The following is a 15,100-nucleotide window of genomic DNA, read 5'->3' on the forward strand; positions in this document are numbered from 1 at the left end:
TTTGTTGATTTTGTAAATTAAATCTTGAGTGTTTACTTATTTTAACATGATTTGGTTTTTTTACGCCTACCTACTTAATTCCGGGGAAATATAATTCGTTTCTACACATACAAAGTCCGCCCGCGCGGACTCTGAAGAAAACGATAGTTAAGAACTGGATTTGATGTTAATAGCGGGGGACGGTTCGATCGACCACCATTGAGTAAGCATCGATACCACCAACGATATTTTTAACGTTAGTAAATCCTTGAGCCGCTAACCAGTGGCACATTTGAGCCGATCGCACTCCGTGATGGCACAGAACTAGGGTTTCTGTGTCGCGATCGAGTCTAGCGTCAATTTCACCAGACCATTCGGCAAACTCGCTCAGCGGAAAAGCTACAAATCCCGGCAGCGCCGCGAGTTCAATTTCGTAAGGTTCCCGCACGTCTACAAGCTGCAATTTCTCAGCATTGGTTTCTGCTAATTGGCGAGCTAATTCTTCGACTGTAATTTGAGCAAAAATTTCTGACATTTGATTAAAAAAAAGTAGTCATTAGTCATATCATGTCCGGTCGAGCGACCGCGATTTTTGTAGGGGCGGGTTCACCAACAAAACCTGCCAATAATGGACAATCTCAAAAACCCGCCCCGACCAGGATATTATTGTTAATCGATCGGACATCAGTCATCAGTCAACAGTCATCAGTCAACTGTTAACAGTAATTAATTGAGAGGCGCAGGCGGTGAAATTAGCTCCACAGGAGGGGTAGGTGCAGGGCGCCCGTCCAACTGGCTCACGCTGCCCCTCGGATCGAGACAAGTTGCGATTAAGCTGTCAGTGGGAAAGTCGAGCCTGCCGCTCAAACCGACTACGCATTCAGCAAACTCTTGTGGCAATAAACTGCGGCGGCATCCATCGAGCACTAGCAGGGGATCTGCCGGTTGAGTTCGACTTTTGCCTTTAATATTCACTACGCAAGTAGCCAATTCTTGGGGACGCCTCACCCGCCGACAGCTAGAGAGCGCTTCGACACCCGAAATATTGGTTTTGCGGTTGATTTGGAGGGCACATTTAGATATGTCACGGGGGTGGAGGGCGTCAGCACAAGCGGCGGCGGCGGCCTCTGCCCCCACTCCGGCTTCGATTAGTTCCAGGGCGCAGACGCGATAGGGATTCCTATTGCGAGGGATTCTAATAGTAATGGCTGATGCTGGTGAGATTGGCAGTGCTGTTGCCAACAAACCGAGTGCGGCTAGCTGCGTGCCGAGAGCCAATATCCAGCGCGCGGTAGGGTTTGAGCCTGTCGGTGCTGGCTTTGGGGAAGAAGTGCGGGAGAAATTGCGGTTGTGCATGGCAGATCGAGTAGTGAGTTTTTTTGGCTGATTGGGGCGATCGATCGGGTTTTCCTTCAGAATTTACCGCACATTATGGATCGCCCTGCGGTCGATCGTTTTTTTATCGATCTTTATTTGAATTTTGACCGTTACCAACATATAATATAGAGTCTGCATAAATATTGCATACAGATATTAGAGAGGAAAATAAATGTCTCGATATCGAGGCCCCCGATTGAGAATCGTCCGTCGCCTGAAAGAGTTGCCGGGTCTAACCCGCAAAACCCCCAGACGAGATTATCCGCCTGGACAGCACGGTCAAAACCGCAAAAAGCTCTCTGAGTATGCGGTTCGCTTGCAAGAAAAGCAAAAACTCCGTTTCAATTACGGTGTGACGGAACGCCAATTGCTCCGTTACGTCCGCAAAGCCCGCCGTGTCACGGGCTCCACAGGTCAAGTGTTACTGCAATTTTTGGAAATGCGCTTGGACAATACTGTGTTTCGGATGGGAATGGCTCCAACCATTCCGTCCGCTAGACAATTGGTAAATCACGGTCACATAACTGTCAACGACCGTGAAGTCAATATCGCCAGCTATCAGTGCAAGCCTGGTGATGTGGTTGCGGTGAAAAATAGAGAGCGCTCGCGCACAATGGTAGAAGCTAATCTCAAAGACCCAGGCTTGGCTCACTTGCCGAATCACTTGGAATTTGATAAGCAAAAACTGGTTGGCAAAGTTAACGGCGTTATCGAACGCGAGTGGATTGCTCTACAAATTAACGAACTGCTAGTGGTGGAATACTACTCACGGCAAGCTTAAGTTATTAGTCATCAGTCGTTGGTCATTAGTCATCAGTTGGTTGCTAGCAGAATAATTAATAATTGGGTAGGAACCCAGTTATTGATTAATTGCTACTGAATAATGAGGACTAAGGACTGAGGACTAAAAATTCAGAATTTTCAACACTCCCACCCCCTAAAAAGGGATGGGATTTTTTGAAGGTTTCGCTTTTTAACTTCTTTGAGTTGCCATTTGCTCAGACGACACCTGCCTGATGGCATTAAATGATATCAAATCCGTTAGCATCGGAATAGTAAATTCGAGTTCACTGTTGACGGTTGACGGTTCACTGTCAACAGTCAACCGTCAACCGTCAACATCATGTATGAGTGTAACCGGAAATGATATGATGTCCCAGCCTCAAATTATTCCCTTAAAAAGTTTCTTCTCCGGTTGGTTCTTGGTGGACAAGACCTCGCTTTTGAAGGCGATAATTCGCTACAACCGGGTAAACAACACCGCGTATCCGATTGATCGCACCTACTGGACGATGAACTGCTAAGCCGTTCCAGGGAGAATATCTCAGGTTTTCGTTGAAATCAGATTGTTTTTCATAATCAATAATCTGATGCTTGACGGTGAGACGACCTACTCTCAAGAAGGGTGATTCCTTTTCCTTCCAGACATTGATGCCATCGTCGATCGGCATTTTTAGGCTGGTTTGGAACTGAACGCCAAAATCCCAACAGTATTGGGCATCAGGTTTCGCCAAGGCTTGAATGAGATCATCCCGGTAATAATTGTCTGGCTTATTGGGATCTAAACCCAAGGCTTTAGCGCGATCGACAAAGGGAATTTTAGGAATTCCCGGTCGAGATTGTTCTGGAATTATCTCGTGCGGTGGTTCGGATGAAACTGGAGTAAACCCATACTTAATTACAGCCGGATATTCGACAGGAACTAGACCAGGCTGAGAGGGATCGAAATCGGGATTGAGACCCAAAGCAGAGGGTGAACCGCTCCAATATTGGGCTGTTAGCAAACTCTTCGGAGTCCGGCTACCCGTAAGCGTTGACACAGCTAAAAAGTGTCTGGGATGTCGGATCAGCCACTTTTTCAATGTCTCTGGTGATTCAACAAGAGCCGAAAAAAAGCCGTAGTAATCTTTGATGGTTTGGCTCACAAATATCTCTGAATTGTGAACAATGATGTCCTGGGTTTTTGACTCGTGGCTTTGCGCCAGTCGTTCCCCTTCCACCCCCATGACTTTCACTGATATTGAGCGCGAATCTTTTTGGTAATCAGGGTATACTTTGGTAGCCCCGTTAGCAAATCGCAACCAAACAGGATATTCTTTGGGTTTTGCCAGCAAACCTTGCTTAAGGGAAATCGCATTCAGTTGCGAAGAAGTTAACGAAGCGCGTTTGCCCAATTCCCGTTTAATCGCTTCCTCATCAAAGTCAAAAATTTCCAGAGTTCCTTTAACGCAAGCATGAGTTTTGGCGTGAGTATCTCGCAGCGCCCGCTCCTTATTGCCGTAAAGATTATCCATCCGAAGCTTGGCCTGCTCAACCAAAAGATCGTAATATTTGCGCTCGTCTTGTTCGGGATATTCGGTAAATAACTTCTTGTTCATAACATAACCTTTGGTTAATCGCTAAAAAAGGCTCTACACAAACCGTTGCATCTGTTAAACACTATAACTGCTGGTGCAATTGCTCCCGAATTGCCGTAGCCGATCGCTTGCGAAAATAGGGAGCATCTCATATTTGTAAAAACACTTATTATGGCTCCTTCCTTCTTCCTTCTGACTCTTTTCTCCTGACTCCTGACTCCTGACTCCTAACTCCAATTTCTAGCTGGCCTGCTTTCATTGAGATGCTCCCGCGAAAATATCGCCTTTTGCTTCCTCATTTTTGAGGGCGCAGGTGTGTTTGCGCCCCCCACTACCGGGAGCATCTCATATTTGTAAAAACACTTATTATGGCTCCTTCCTTCTTCCTCCTTCCTTCTTCCTTCTTCTTCTTTCCTCCTGACTCCTGACTCCTGACTCCTGGCTCCAATTTCTAGCGGAGGGCTGCATAAGTGAGATGCTCCCCCACTACCTTGAGTCTTAGTTGTCAGCTAAAACTTAAAGATCGAAGGAGACTTTGTACTTGGGATCGCTTGGAGGAACATTACGATTGACTAAATCAGAGACTGTTTTGGTATTTTGGATAATTTCCCAACCAACCTCAGAAAAAGTTTCCTTATTGAAGACTTTAGGCGATAACAAAGGATTAGTTAAAGCCTGGGAGAAAGCATCAATGCCAATTATCCGCGCTACTAAAGGCGGAATTGCTGAATTTTGGCGGACATCTTCAGCGTACAATCCGACAAATAATTCAATCTTATCAACATGACCGTACAACTCTTTTAATTTCTGTTGAGCGTACTCGTCACCCGTAATTTGATTGAAATCAGTCACCCTGGGATAACCACACATTTCGCGGTAATCGTTATAACTGGCTAACTGCGCCTGCCGTCCGAGTTTAACAGATGCTAGTTCGGTAGCATCAATAAATGTATAGGGTGTTCCTGCGATCTTAAAATCAGGTGTGTTAAACAAACCAATTCTAGTGCCTGGTTGGGAACAAGTTTCTTCCATCAATGCACCCAACCCTTTATCGATTAACATCTGATTATTCCAGAGGGAATCGTACATGGATTTTTCTTTGCCGTCATAGATAAAGGTTTCAGGAACCGCACTATGCCAGCGATAGACAAAACTAAACTCAATCGCCATCCAATTTTCTCGATACCAACTTTCCTTAGTAAAAGCTTCAGGATCGGCAAAAAACCTAAAATTATAGGGCGTAATGTGGAAAATGTACTCTTCCATAATGATATTGAGAACAATCACCATGAGAATATTTCTCGCGGTTTGGAAGAGCCTCTCATCGTCCCATTCCGGATAGCTTTTGGACAAAACATCACAAATGCGATTATGCTCCCTGATACATAAAGTGTTGAGCATGACATAGCCAATTTGGACGTTTGCCCGTTCAACTCCCATTGCAAATAGCTTGCTTTTCTTTTCGGGGGGTTGTCTTTTCTCATCATTAAGGGGTGCATGAAGACCTTCAAATTGAGGATCGATAATACCCTGCTCAGGATCGGCATAATAAAAGAGTGGATACTCTTCTTCTACGCCATCTTTGCGCTTGAGTTTTTGGGTTTTAAATTTCCCGTCTTTGAAAGCTCTGAGCATATTTGTTTGTTTGCGGGTCAACCCGTAAACATTACACATATCAATCTGATGGTTGGAGGTGTTTTTGAAGCGGTTTTGCTGATCGATCCGCAGAAAACTATCTGTAAACCACTGCACCCAATAGGGAAATAGCAGAGTGGATTTTTCCGAATAAATGGTTTTTCCATCTCTTTTTTGGAATAAGGTCTTTAATTTGCCCAGTGGTGGTAAATTCCCTTCTTTGTTCAATTCTGGGTCGGGAGGTAAATGTCGCCCAGTATAAGTCTTGTCTGTAAGTGAATCCCAAGAGATATAGGTATCAGTTTTCTTGGGAAAATCTGTCCCTGGAATTTTGGGATCTAAGCCCATTAAGCTATAGGGAAGCGGGCGAGTGGGAAGTTTGTAAATGATACTATTGAGAAAAAATTTGTTTAGTTTACGTTTGAGAGGCTCGTAACTTTGAACTAAATCCCAAATGGGTTTGAAATGAGTCAACGTATATGCTAAAGCTTTGTTGCTCAATCCATCTCTAGATGTATCTCGGGTCATGATTGCTTTTCCTTTCGATTGTTGTAGATTAGATCGTCTTCTTATTCTCGGTTGTGAGAGGTTGATAAAGTTCGATCACTTTTCTATATTTTCAATTACTTTGGAGAGAATTTTTTGCAGATTTTTAGGTCGATAGTCTTGGCGTTTTTTCAATCGCTCGATCGTGCTTTCATGAAGCTCCTCAAGGGCATCGCCCACCTCGCGGAACTTGATTCCTGCCAATTTGAAGAACCCAGGATTATTTTTAAAATCAATCTCATAATTGGGATTAATGCCTGTGGGAATGACACTTGGATCGAATTCAAGCCCCAATCCCAGGTTACGGGTTGAATCCAACATCCACTGCAAGGCGGTATCTGATAAACCGCTGTATTCTTCCGATCCACCGCCGATGCAGATATGCGAGCCGGGAAACCAAACTTGAATAACCCGCTGGTTCTCAACATCAGGATTTTTTTTCATAGGCGTAACATCAAAGATTTCGCGAACTTCGTCGATCGCCACGGCGTGCAACGCATTCTTAATCGACTTATTTAAAGTGATGTCGTGGAATCTGTACCTCTTATTGAGCTGTTCGCGATACTTCTTGAAGACAGGTAGAGTAGGAATACCAAGGGCTCCAACGGTGTCGAAACAACCAAGCAAGGTAATCGGGACGCGCTTACCGTTATCTTTGCCGTAATCTTTGCGGTAATTGGCTGCTATCTTATCCTTTGGTTTAATGTCTCGGTTACGGTAAAGCTCGTAAGCTTCAGATGCCCTGGTAATATGAGGGCGGTCTAGGAGACCGGAGCAATGGATCATCCCCGCTAGACTCCTGACTGTGTAAGCACCGCGACTAAACCCGAACAGATAGATTTCGTCACCACTATCATAGTTGAGAGAAAGAAAACGATAGGCATCTTGTATATTTCTATCGATTCCCAGTCCAGTGACTCCGCCCAAAATCTTGTTACTATCCGCTCCAACCCCCTCGTCATAAAACACGATTTGCGGAACCCCGTCACTGCCACTGGATTTCACTGCCTGGGCAAGCTTAATCACATTACTTGGGTAACTACTATTTAGTTGTTGCCAAGTGCCATCACAGCAAACGATCAGACGTTTCATTTTTTAATTCTCTCTTTGAATCTGACATTTGAGAGCGAGCTGTCTTTGGTAATCGGTTAATTGAGATTGCCAATTCCCCTTTTTCTATCGCGTCAGGCGATCGCTGCTAATTTTTTGCTCGAAATTGTTATGTGGCTGGGCAATCTTTAGCTATTTCGCTTCTCAGGATATTAGTCCCAAAACACCACCTAGCCGAGTTTGTTGTATTAAAACGTGAATTTTATTTATATTTCTTAAAATAAAAAAAATCAGAGCGTGAGTTCGTAGGTTTGGTTCTGGGAAAATGCTCGATTCTCCTAACTGGAGTAGTGAGCCGACGCCCTAGCTAACAAACCTTTAAACACATTGCTGCTCTGCCTTGTCAGCTTTTAAAACAGCTATATTTGATCGATTTGTCAGTTGGCTGCAAGATAAGAGTGACGTATTGGCCACACGGATAGCAGATTTGGGCTGTGTTTGGGGTTAAAATTTGTTTCAATCACTCTCAGGTTTTCTGCGATCGGCTTGAAGTTTTTAACAATCGGTGGGCTTTTCTGGTTTCTCGATCGGCAAATTTGTGCGAAAATTTCCTAGCCGCGGTTAAATTTGAAACGTCCAAAAGTGGGGACGATCGACCGCAGCGACTGGCTACGAGGTTCTCGCACCAAAATCAAAGGCAGCAAGCCTACCAACCGCACAGCAGCCGAGAGGGCAAACAGTGCTCCCAAACTCATGCCCGGAAGTTCGGCAAGAAAGCCGCCGGCGGTAGTTCCCAAAGCCCCAGCTAATCCCGAAACCGCTGCGCCGATCGCAAAATAAGTCGAAGGTTGCTCGATCGACGCGAGCTCCATTTGAATATTGTTAGTACACAGCCCGATCGCGCCTAAAGTCGTTCCCCCCAACAAGTGCAGCAGCGGCAGCCACACCCATAGGGCAAACGGGTAATTGCCCGTACCCAACCACAGCAAAGGCGTCAGGGCCACCACCAGCCCAACCGCAATTAGCAGGGGGCGATTTCCCCAGCGATCGGCCAACTTACCCCAAAACATCAGCAGCAGTAGATTTGCCCCGGAACTTAAGCTGGTGTAAATCGTTACCAAACTCACATCCAAGCTTAAATCTTTCAGCAGGTAGATATTAAAAAAAGGCGCGCTGAGATTAACTGCAAATGTCCACACACTGAAGTAAAGAATAAACATTAAAAAATTAGAATCTTTCAGCACAGAAGGCACAAAATCTGTTATGTGCTTTGCTTTTTTCTCTGTAAGTCGATCGCTCTGTGCATCTTTTTTGTATACCTGCGGATTCACATCAACCATGAAGGATTGACACCCCAAACTAATCATTCCCGCCAAAACACCCACCAATAAAACAATACCGTAGCCCAAAATTGGGCCGCCGTCCCAAGTTGAGACTTCCAATCCCATCAACGGCACTCCCAGCAAAGTGATGAGGCTGACAGCACTGTTGCGAAAGCCAAAATAGCGTCCCCGCAAGCGCTGAGGAACCACGGCAGCCATCCAACTGAACCAGTTAGAATTGGCAAAAGCTGCCAGCACGCTAGCTGCTACGACTGTTACCAGCGTCCATTCAAGGAGTTGGTGGGGGTCTTGGTGCTGGTAGCCCCAAACAATTGCCACCGCGAACATCAGCCACAGCAGCCGCGACGCGCCGAATACAAATAGGTTGTACCAGTGGCGGCTGGTTGTGCGGTCTGCGATGTAGGCTCCTAATGGTTGCAGGAGATTTACCACCATCGGAATAGCAGAGAATATACCTATTTCCACGCTACTGGCGCCGAGTTGCAGCAAGAAGTTGCTCAGCAGCACGCCACCGGTCGCCGACTCGAAGACAGCGGCAAAAACGCCGTCTAGAGTTGAGGCTTTCAGGGTCGATCGAACCTCTTGTTTAGAAATTTTGACATCTGTTTTTGGAAATAAAACGAGCTGAGATATTTTCTTGTCTAGTATTTCTTGAGTCTGAAGAGATAGAGGTTCATTTAACTCTGCAACTGGTTCAAACATAGTAAGAGGATTTTAGTCGTAGATTAAATAATTGCCCAATCCTGGTGTGGCAAGGGTTTGAGGCTGGCTGGTCATTAAATTATTTTTCACGCGCAGGTGTCCATAAAATTTAATCTTTATGCTCAAAATTTCTGAGCTAGCCTCTTAAGATAAAACCAGCCCCGCCTTCAAGGTGTGAGCTTGAAAGCTAGACTGGCACTTCCGGGTAATGGTTATTAATATAGATGGCAAGCGATCGCTGGGACATCAACCGCTTGGGAGATATAAATTTGCCAGTTGTAAAAAAGTAGGTTTTAGGGCTTAACAAGGAAGCGATCGCAGCATTTCGCCTGCCAAAAATAGCTCGAGTTCGGCCTCAAACAACTCCTCCCAAGGGCCAAAACAATTTTCGCCCCAGATCCTCGACTCGGCTCTCAAACCTTTACGGCTAGCTAAATATTGTGAAAAGCGCCCGCACCGGCCCGTAAGCCTTCGGAGTCGGTTGTTGGCGATCCTCTAGGAGAGTTCCGCTAACGCACCTCAACAAAAGTGTGGCTGCGATCGGCAACTGGCAGGACAAAATTATCACTTGACAAAATTTACGCTAACTGATAATAATAGCAAACCCTAGAATTAAACTTAAATGTTTGAGGGGTATCACTGCTAGGGCGTGAGGTCGATCGCCCGCAAATTTACAGATTTCTGCATTTGATCGTGACTAAAACTCAACCTTTATCGGGGTATACGTTGCCAGTATTTGCCTGTGCGGCTGCACTTGCAGCTTTGCGGTGCTTGCGTGAGGGTATTCAGTCTCTAGATAGCGTATCAGTAAATTTACTGGAACCGCAAATAACGGCAGAAATTCCGATCGAACAGGCGTCTGTACTCAAAATTGGTACCGCTTTAGGAGTGACCCGCTCCGATCCGGGGGAAAATCTCGATCTGACTCGCAATACCCCCGTTTGGGCAATGGTGGAATTGGGGAATTGGGAAGAGGGACAGAGGGAGAAAGAGGGAGAGAATCGGGGAGAGGGAGAGCAGATTGTGATTCTCGGCGGTGAAGGTATAGGGCGTCACACAGTCGGTGGAGGGGCGGCGATCTATGATTACGCAATGCGGTTGCTGCGATCGAATCTGAGCCTAGACCTCGCACCGTCCGAAAAAATTACTGTCACCCTGATTCTGCCGTCAGGGCGCCAACTAGCCACCCGCACTTCTAACGAAGCTTTCGGCGTGGTAGAAGGACTTTCGCTGCTGGGTACAACTGGCATTTCTCAACCGCTGAGTGCCCCTGGACAGTTGGAAGTTTACCGCGAACAATTGCAACAAAAAGCCGAATTGTTTGACTGTTTGGTTTTCTGCATCGGCGAAAACGGCTTGGATTTGGCGCGACAACTCGGGATTAATCCTGATAGGCTCGTCAAAACCGCTAACTGGCTCGGCCCGCTGCTGGTAGAAGCAGGATATCAGGGCGTGCAGTCAATTTTGCTGTTTGGCTATCACGGGAAACTGATGAAATTGGCGGCGGGAATTTTTCACACTCACCACCACCTCGCTGACGGGCGCAGGGAAATTCTCACAGCTTACTGTGCTAAAGCTGGAATGCCCGCCGATGCGTGTTCCGCAATTTTTGCCGCAGCGACAGCCGAAGAGGCTCTTGGGCAACTGCGGGCTTTGGACGGCGAGTTTGGGAGCAATTGGGTCGATCGAATTTACGGCGACATCGCCCGACAAATAGACTTGCGCTCATCGGATTGCATTTTTACTCACACCAACCGAAGAATCCCCGTGGGATCGGTGATGTTCGGGCGCGATCGCAAAATTATTGTTAAAAGTGATATAGGAGATACATTTTTGGCTCAAATTTGTTAATCTAGTGTGAATATCCCTGAATTCTGTTTAAAACATCGCTCAGGGATAATATTTAACAAGTAATAATTCTTTGTCCCTAGACCTTAATTATACTAGGTTGCTTCGGGACGCAGTTTTTGAAGCAATAATTCTATTAATTAGGGTAAGGCTCGAAGTAAATCTATGCTTGCCCTGTACCCGATTAATCGACTAACATCGCTGACTGCAATCTAGTATGAATAAGATTTATTCCTAGCGACTATTGGTTCCTCGCCTTCCTTAGAATTGTACTGAGACCGCGACAGATACCTCCGCTACTTTCGACCCAATTAGCAATTAGCAATTACGCAATAACCGTGACTACTCAAATAAAAACTGAATCAGACCTCACAAACTCTTCTCTGGGGAAGATCGATCGCCAGATGATCGTGATTCTCGACTTCGGTTCGCAATATTCCGAACTGATTGCTCGTCGCATTCGCGAAACTCAAGTATATTCCGAAGTTATTTCTTACCGCACTACAGCAGAACAGTTAAAAGCTATCAATCCTAAAGGAATTATTCTTTCAGGAGGGCCGAGTTCTGTATACGATGAAAAAGCACCCCAATGCGACCCAGAAATTTGGAATTTGGGAATACCGGTGTTGGGAGTGTGTTACGGGATGCAGTTGATGGTAAAGCAGCTCGGAGGCACGGTTGAGCGCTCTAAATTAGCGGAATACGGCAAGGCATCGCTATTTATTGACGATCCTACGGACTTGCTGACCAATGTCGAAGAGGGCAGCACGATGTGGATGAGCCACGGAGACTCGTGTACTCAACTGCCGACGGGTTTTGAGATCCTCGCTCACACGGACAATACTCCGTCTGCTGCTGTTGCTCACCACGAGAAAAATTTGTACGGGGTTCAGTTTCACCCAGAAGTAGTTCACTCGATCGGGGGAATAGCTTTAATTCGCAATTTTGTTTACCACATTTGCGAGTGCGAACCGACTTGGACGACTGCTACTTTTGTGGAGGAATCGATTCGGGAAATTCGAGAGCAAGTCGGAGAGAAACGAGTTTTGCTGGCTCTATCCGGTGGTGTAGATTCTTCTACTTTGGCTTTCTTGCTGCACAAGGCGATCGGCGACCAACTTACCTGTATGTTTATCGACCAAGGGTTTATGCGGAAGTATGAACCAGAACGGTTGGTAAAATTATTTAAAGAGCAATTCCACATTGACGTTGAGTATGTGAATGCTCGCGAACGCTTTTTAGCTCAACTTGAAGGGATTACCGATCCTGAAGTAAAACGCAAGCGGATTGGTCACGAGTTTATCAACGTATTTGAAGAAGAATCGAAGCGTCTAGGCCCCTTCGACTACCTGGCACAAGGTACTCTTTATCCTGATGTGATTGAGTCGGCTGACACTAATGTAGACCCGAAAAGTGGCGAGCGAGTTGCTGTTAAAATTAAAAGCCACCACAACGTCGGCGGTTTGCCGAAAGATTTGCGATTTAAGCTGATTGAACCGCTGCGAAAACTGTTTAAGGATGAGGTGCGAAAAGTCGGCCGGTCGATCGGGCTTCCCGAAGAAATCGTCAACCGACAACCTTTCCCCGGCCCGGGATTGGCGATTCGGATCATAGGAGAAGTTACCGCAGAGAGACTAAATATTTTGCGGGATGCTGACTTCATTGTTCGCCAAGAAATTAATCGGCACGGATTGTACGGTGAACTTTGGCAAGCTTTTGCAGTTTTGCTGCCGATTCGCAGTGTAGGCGTGATGGGCGATCAGCGCACTTATGCTTACCCGATCGTCTTGCGATTTATTAAGAGTGAAGACGGGATGACGGCTGATTGGGCGCGGGTTCCTTACGATTTGTTGGAACTGATCTCGAACCGGATTGTGAATGAGGTTAAGGGGGTGAACCGGGTGGTTTACGATATTACTTCTAAGCCACCGGGAACGATCGAGTGGGAGTGATTTGTAGTTAGCGATTAGGTAGGCGGACTAATTTTTTTGTCTGTCTACTTATTTTGAGTTTGGATAAAAGGGCGATTCCCCACATTCCGCCCTTTGACTCTCACATTTAGGTATTTTTGACCAAACCATGAGGTTTGCGTCAATTTTGAGGGAATTCCCAGTCAACAGTGGCTCAAAGGGCAGAATGTGGGTTCTAATTGTTCCAGCGCTGCATTGGTTTCAATGTTGTGACTTCGATCACTGGTAACACGGACTTGGTTCACCGAAGATTTTCAGTATTATCACGGAAAAAAACCAGCACCATCACTTGCTCTTAGGAGAAACCACGAGATGATTAAGGTGTCGAGTTCAAAACAATCCCATGTATCCAGTTAATCTTCTCCCCGGCGCTATCAACGAATTAATTGCCACTGTCACCGATACTCACCGCGTTACCAAGGCTGACCGCTACGGCATGATGGCCGCCATCCTCGATGAGTCCATCAGTGAAGAAGAACGTGGCTCACTCGATCGTCTGATTCGCTCCCTGGTCAAAGGTAGGATTCAAGTCAGTGATGAACTCTCCATCGTCTCTTGACATTCCCCAGCTATCAGGCGTGGGGATTCTTGGTTCTGGCGACATACCTTAAAACTATCTATCCTTGCGGCAATACTTAAACCAAATATCCGTTCAAAAGAACCAAATATCGAGCCTAATTTAGTTAGTCCCAGAGGGTTTTATCTCCCCAAGCGTTCGAGAATTACTTCTCATGTTACCGGATGCCCTACGGTACGTTTTAACTTCGCAAAATTTACTTTTCTGGTTTTGGCTTACGTTAGTCAGCCTAGCTATGTTTTTCGTGGTTTTCGCCACCCACTAACCATTATTATTTTCCGACCAGTCGTTTGAGCTTGGTGTCTCATGTGTATCGGCGGTTATTCTACCTGTGGTATAAGTATCATTGTACTCTACTTTAAATAGAATGCTAGGAAATTTGAAAAATAGATACTAACGCGACTAAAGGATTAAAACAAAAATCGGCAATCAATTAAAGCCGTGCTATAAGGACGGGGCTTTAGACCCAATTATCTTGGTAAGCAGAAAGCGGGTTGAGAACTCGACACTCTACAACGGCTTTCCGTTGGGGAAGTTTAAACAAGTCACTGATACAACTCTCTAGGGATAGCTTTTTGTATAATGCACTTTTGAGATAGACGATTAGCGTTCCCAACTTCATAAACATTATGACGGATACCATCCAGCATCTCATTGAGCCACACATTCAAGATTTGGGTGGATTCCAAGCCCGCCGCTTGCTTCCCTCAGACGTTCTAGCACTGGTAGGCCCGTTCATCTTTTTTGACCATCTGGGCCCTGCGGTTTTTCCACCCGGCCGGGGCGTGGATGTCAGGCCGCATCCGCACATAAACTTAGCAACCGTCACCTACCTGTTTGAAGGCGTTTTGCTGCATCGTGATAGTGTCGGCAGTGTTCAAGAAATCCGTCCCGGTGCGGTGAACTGGATGACGGCAGGGCGAGGCATTGTCCACTCTGAACGCACGCCTGACGACGATCGCAGCAAAGAAGCCATCCTGCATGGCATTCAAACTTGGATAGCACTTCCCGATGAATACGAAGAAACCGACCCCTGGTTTCGGCATCATCCGGCTTCTGAGTTGCCTGCTTGGGAGGATGCAGGAGTTTCGTTCACCCTAATTGCGGGTGAGGCCTATGGTCGCACTTCCCCAGTTCAAATATTTTCACCCATGATTTATCTGGACGTGCAACTAGCTCCTGGCAAGCAATTTACCTTACCGGGTCATTACAGCGAACAGGCTGTTTACAGCGTAACAGAGGGGCTTTTGATCGATGGAGTGCCTCTGGAACAACATCGGTTGGCTGTTCTCACTTCTGGCACTGAAGTAAACATTTCTGCTTCAGGCAAGGCTCGTTGTATTGTGATTGGCGGTGAACCTGTTGGTGAGCGCCATAAGTGGTGGAATTTTGTTTCGAGTCGGCACTCGCGCATTGAGCAAGCTAAACTCGATTGGAGAGAGGGACGCTTTGCTCAGGTTCCTCAAGAGACAGAGTTTATTCCGCTGCCAGAAGAGCCACCTTCTCAAGCAGAGCAACCGTTGTGAATAACCGCAGGGATTTAAACTAAAAAAACGCCAATTAATTAGGTGAGAATATTGTAGGGTTGATTGATTAATTGTTCCTACAAGTTTAGGATAGTAATTACAGCCTCTTCCATGTTCATGAAGTACACTATAAAGCTATATTGTGTGGTGTTAATCTGTAGGGTGCGTCGCTGCGAAATATTGGTCGATA

The 15,100-nt window shown here is 46.1% G+C and carries 12 protein-coding genes; 5 read left to right on the forward strand and 7 right to left on the reverse strand.

Annotated elements, in window-relative coordinates; all coding sequences use genetic code 11:
* Window positions 1-166 precede the first annotated feature (166 nt).
* On the reverse strand, window positions 167-514 hold the full coding sequence (locus QUA16_RS31710; protein WP_333108282.1) for a rhodanese-like domain-containing protein: 348 nt from the start codon (window positions 512-514) through the stop codon (window positions 167-169).
* Between the two features lie 191 nt (window positions 515-705).
* The gene (locus QUA16_RS31715; protein WP_333108283.1) at window positions 706-1,335 is read right to left on the reverse strand and encodes a hypothetical protein; all 630 of its coding nucleotides are present in this window, start codon (window positions 1,333-1,335) and stop codon (window positions 706-708) included.
* A 193-nt stretch (window positions 1,336-1,528) separates the two neighbouring features.
* Here QUA16_RS31715 and rpsD point away from each other — a divergent pair, with 193 nt between their 5' ends.
* Window positions 1,529-2,137, forward strand: coding sequence for a 30S ribosomal protein S4 (rpsD, locus tag QUA16_RS31720; protein ID WP_172190738.1), 609 nt, complete (start codon window positions 1,529-1,531; stop codon window positions 2,135-2,137).
* A gap of 394 nt (window positions 2,138-2,531) precedes the next feature.
* On the opposite strand, the gene QUA16_RS31725 is transcribed toward rpsD, so the two are convergent.
* From QUA16_RS31725 to QUA16_RS31745, 5 genes are all read right to left on the reverse strand, one after another.
* Window positions 2,532-3,734, reverse strand: a complete 1,203-nt coding sequence (locus QUA16_RS31725; RefSeq protein WP_333108284.1) for a catalase — start codon at window positions 3,732-3,734, stop codon at window positions 2,532-2,534.
* A gap of 495 nt (window positions 3,735-4,229) precedes the next feature.
* Window positions 4,230-5,876, reverse strand: coding sequence for a peroxidase family protein (locus QUA16_RS31730; RefSeq protein ID WP_333108285.1), 1,647 nt, complete (start codon window positions 5,874-5,876; stop codon window positions 4,230-4,232).
* Window positions 5,877-5,951: 75 nt separating this feature from the next.
* On the reverse strand, window positions 5,952-6,986 hold the full coding sequence (locus tag QUA16_RS31735; protein WP_333108287.1) for a DUF2235 domain-containing protein: 1,035 nt from the start codon (window positions 6,984-6,986) through the stop codon (window positions 5,952-5,954).
* Window positions 6,987-7,555: 569 nt separating this feature from the next.
* Window positions 7,556-8,989: an MFS transporter gene (locus QUA16_RS31740; protein WP_333108288.1), complete on the reverse strand. Its 1,434-nt coding sequence runs from the start codon at window positions 8,987-8,989 to the stop codon at window positions 7,556-7,558.
* 427 nt (window positions 8,990-9,416) lie between these two features.
* The gene (locus tag QUA16_RS31745; RefSeq protein WP_333108289.1) at window positions 9,417-9,557 is read right to left on the reverse strand and encodes a hypothetical protein; all 141 of its coding nucleotides are present in this window, start codon (window positions 9,555-9,557) and stop codon (window positions 9,417-9,419) included.
* 125 nt (window positions 9,558-9,682) lie between these two features.
* Here QUA16_RS31745 and cbiD point away from each other — a divergent pair, with 125 nt between their 5' ends.
* From cbiD to QUA16_RS31765, 4 genes are all read left to right on the forward strand, one after another.
* Window positions 9,683-10,840, forward strand: a complete 1,158-nt coding sequence (gene cbiD, locus QUA16_RS31750) for a cobalt-precorrin-5B (C(1))-methyltransferase CbiD (RefSeq protein ID WP_333108290.1) — start codon at window positions 9,683-9,685, stop codon at window positions 10,838-10,840.
* 335 nt (window positions 10,841-11,175) lie between these two features.
* Window positions 11,176-12,789: a glutamine-hydrolyzing GMP synthase gene (gene guaA, locus QUA16_RS31755; protein WP_333108292.1), complete on the forward strand. Its 1,614-nt coding sequence runs from the start codon at window positions 11,176-11,178 to the stop codon at window positions 12,787-12,789.
* 361 nt (window positions 12,790-13,150) lie between these two features.
* The gene (locus tag QUA16_RS31760) at window positions 13,151-13,366 is read left to right on the forward strand and encodes a hypothetical protein (protein ID WP_333054638.1); all 216 of its coding nucleotides are present in this window, start codon (window positions 13,151-13,153) and stop codon (window positions 13,364-13,366) included.
* Window positions 13,367-14,013: 647 nt separating this feature from the next.
* Window positions 14,014-14,910 (forward strand): pirin family protein, encoded by an 897-nt coding sequence (locus QUA16_RS31765; protein ID WP_333108293.1) that lies wholly within the window; start codon window positions 14,014-14,016, stop codon window positions 14,908-14,910.
* The last annotated feature ends 190 nt before the right edge of the window (window positions 14,911-15,100 follow it).

This window comes from Microcoleus sp. S13_C3 (assembly GCF_036700905.1).
Lineage (GTDB): Bacteria > Cyanobacteriota > Cyanobacteriia > Cyanobacteriales > Microcoleaceae > Microcoleus.

Coding starts and splice junctions, on each gene's coding strand:
- QUA16_RS31760 (WP_333054638.1), top strand. CDS start 13,151: ATGTATCCAGTTAATCTTCTCCCCGGCGCTATCAACGAATTAATTGCC.
- QUA16_RS31715 (WP_333108283.1), bottom strand. CDS start 1,335: ATGCACAACCGCAATTTCTCCCGCACTTCTTCCCCAAAGCCAGCACCG.
- QUA16_RS31735 (WP_333108287.1), bottom strand. CDS start 6,986: ATGAAACGTCTGATCGTTTGCTGTGATGGCACTTGGCAACAACTAAAT.
- QUA16_RS31725 (WP_333108284.1), bottom strand. CDS start 3,734: ATGAACAAGAAGTTATTTACCGAATATCCCGAACAAGACGAGCGCAAA.
- QUA16_RS31765 (WP_333108293.1), top strand. CDS start 14,014: ATGACGGATACCATCCAGCATCTCATTGAGCCACACATTCAAGATTTG.
- QUA16_RS31740 (WP_333108288.1), bottom strand. CDS start 8,989: ATGTTTGAACCAGTTGCAGAGTTAAATGAACCTCTATCTCTTCAGACT.
- QUA16_RS31710 (WP_333108282.1), bottom strand. CDS start 514: ATGTCAGAAATTTTTGCTCAAATTACAGTCGAAGAATTAGCTCGCCAA.
- rpsD (WP_172190738.1), top strand. CDS start 1,529: ATGTCTCGATATCGAGGCCCCCGATTGAGAATCGTCCGTCGCCTGAAA.
- QUA16_RS31730 (WP_333108285.1), bottom strand. CDS start 5,876: ATGACCCGAGATACATCTAGAGATGGATTGAGCAACAAAGCTTTAGCA.